The following is a 2,435-nucleotide window of genomic DNA, read 5'->3' as shown; positions in this document are numbered from 1 at the left end:
GCAAATTAATTTCGTTTACAGGCATAGGCTTTGAAAAGAGAAAACCTTGCAGGTAGTCTATATTTAATTTTTTACACAGCTGATGCTGGGTTTCAGTTTCGATTCCTTCAGCTACCACAGAAAAATCTAGTTTCTTCAGCATTAAAGATAAGCTCTCGATTATTTTTAATCGCTTATTATTTTCTCCACCTAACGATTGCATGCTTTTGTCTAATTTTACTATATCAATAGGGTAGGAAATAAGGTGAGATATGGATGAATAACCCATACCAAAATCGTCCAAAGCAATTCTAAACCCTTTATTAGACAAAGAAGTTAATATCTCAATCACTTCTTTACTGTTTTCCATAAAAGCTGTTTCTGTTATTTCGAGAATAATACTACTGGTTTTTAAATTGTATTTTTCGACCGTCTCTAATAGATACGTTTGTAAAACTTCTCTTTGCAGCTGTATCGGTGAAATATTAATAGATAGAGTTAACGGCGTTTGATAGTCTTTCTGCCACAAAGATAACTGCTTTAAAGCGCTCGCAATTATCCATTTTCCAAGGGGGGCTATTAATCGGCACTCTTCAGCAATAGGAATAAACTCATCGGGGGTATAATTAACGGTTGTATCTGGCCAACGGATCAGGGCTTCGACACCTGTCATTATTTGTGTTTTTGAACAATAAACAGGTTGATAAAATAGCCTAAAGTTTTTTTCCTCTATATGCTCTTTTATACTATTTTGAATATCTACCCGACGACTAAATTCATATTGATATTGCTGTTTGTAAAAGCTTATTCTACTTTTACCACTTTGCTTTGAGCGATACATTGCAATATCAGCACATTTTAGCAGTTCATGAGATTCAGTAGCATCATTTGGGTATATGGCGCTTCCAATGCTAACACTGCAATTTAAAGTTCTACCTTCATGTAAAAAGGGTTTAGAAACTTCAGCTAAAATTCTATTTGCTATCATACCTATTTGATTAATGTTGCAAATCCCACCTATTATAACTGCAAATTCATCGCCTCCTAAGCGTGCAAATCCTTCGTTTTGCCTCAGGCAACTATGAATCCTTTCTACTGTTTGTATTAAAATTTCGTCGCCGACACTATGCCCAAGCGTATCATTAATATTTTTGAAGTTATCTAAATCTAAAGCAAGTAACGCCACGCAGTTTTTAGCACGTTTATTGTTAGCTATCATTACTTTTAGTATTTCTTCAAAATGATATCGATTAGACAAACCAGTAAGCTGATCCCTTTCTGCCATATGCTTTACAGCAAGATAACTGTTGTGCATACGTTGTTCTGCCTCGAAGCGTTTTTTGGCATATATAAGCGCTTTATTTAAACTATCCCTCGTTATATCACCTTTTGGTAAAAAGTCTTGAGCGCCGGCTTCTATACACTCAATAGCCAAAGCTGAGTTCTCTGAGGAACTAATCATGATAATTGCGGTGTTACCGAGTTTAGGCTTTGCACGCATTTCAATTAGCATTTCAATGCCATCTTCTTTAGGCATATTATAATCGAGTAGTATTATATCAAAGTGCGTGTCTTCAATGGCTTTCAAGCCCTCGGATACGCACGTTACCTCGGTAATGTCATGATGATGAGAGCCATCAGAAATAAGCATTTTTTTAATTAATTTGCGATCAACTAAGTCATCATCAACAATTAAAATATTCATAAGTTCCTTCTAAGAGCAGCATCTACATGATGCTCGTTTATAATTGATAATTTCATAGTTAAACTTTGGGCCAATAAATAGTGAATGTACTGCCAAGTTTCCCATCGGAGGCTACTTCAATTTTGCCCCCATAATTAATAATGAGCTTATTGGCAATACAGAGTCCAATGCCGCTCCCTTCAACATCATCTCGAGATTGCAATGTCTGAAATAACTTAAATATGAGTGAAAAATATTTAGGGTCAATTCCAGGCCCATTATCTGTTATCTCAATAATGTAATATTGATTAGAGGGGATAAGTGAAATATCGATAACCGGGTGCTCTTTATTGTTATGTTTTATTGCATTACTAATAAGATTTTGAAAAACAGTTTTAAAAGGAATCAGCGGTATATCGAGTACTTCGTTATTGGCGTGTATATCAACAGTGACAGTTTTTGGAACTTCTAAAATTTGTTCTATATCTTGGTAAATACTTTCTAAAGATATGCTTGCACGCGTTGAATCACAGCTATTTATTCTCGAGTAGCTTAGTAAATCTTCTAGCAGTACTTGCATTCTATTAGCCCGGCTGAGCACAAGCTGAAAGTTTTCTAGGTGCTCTTGAGGGAGTAAATCTTTACAGTCATCATAAATCCACTCTAATAAACGTTTTATAGCATTTAATGGTGACTTGAGATCGTGTGAAGCAATGCTGATAAATTCATCAAGTTCATCGCTCACTTTTTGTAATTTTTTAATTAGGCGATC

The 2,435-nt window shown here is 35.2% G+C and carries 2 protein-coding genes; both read right to left on the bottom strand.

The window, feature by feature from the left end:
* Window positions 1-1,684, bottom strand: a 1,684-nt coding sequence (locus tag GQR46_RS18730; protein WP_165742045.1) for a GGDEF domain-containing response regulator, incomplete at its 3' end; no start/stop codon positions are given.
* A gap of 58 nt (window positions 1,685-1,742) precedes the next feature.
* Window positions 1,743-2,435 (bottom strand): ATP-binding protein (locus GQR46_RS18725; protein WP_240922926.1); only part of this gene is annotated, 693 nt, incomplete at its 5' end.

This window comes from Pseudoalteromonas sp. Z1A6 (genome assembly GCF_011378745.1).
Classification (GTDB): domain Bacteria; phylum Pseudomonadota; class Gammaproteobacteria; order Enterobacterales; family Alteromonadaceae; genus Pseudoalteromonas; species Pseudoalteromonas arctica.
This window is presented reverse-complemented; position numbering and strand designations above follow the sequence as displayed.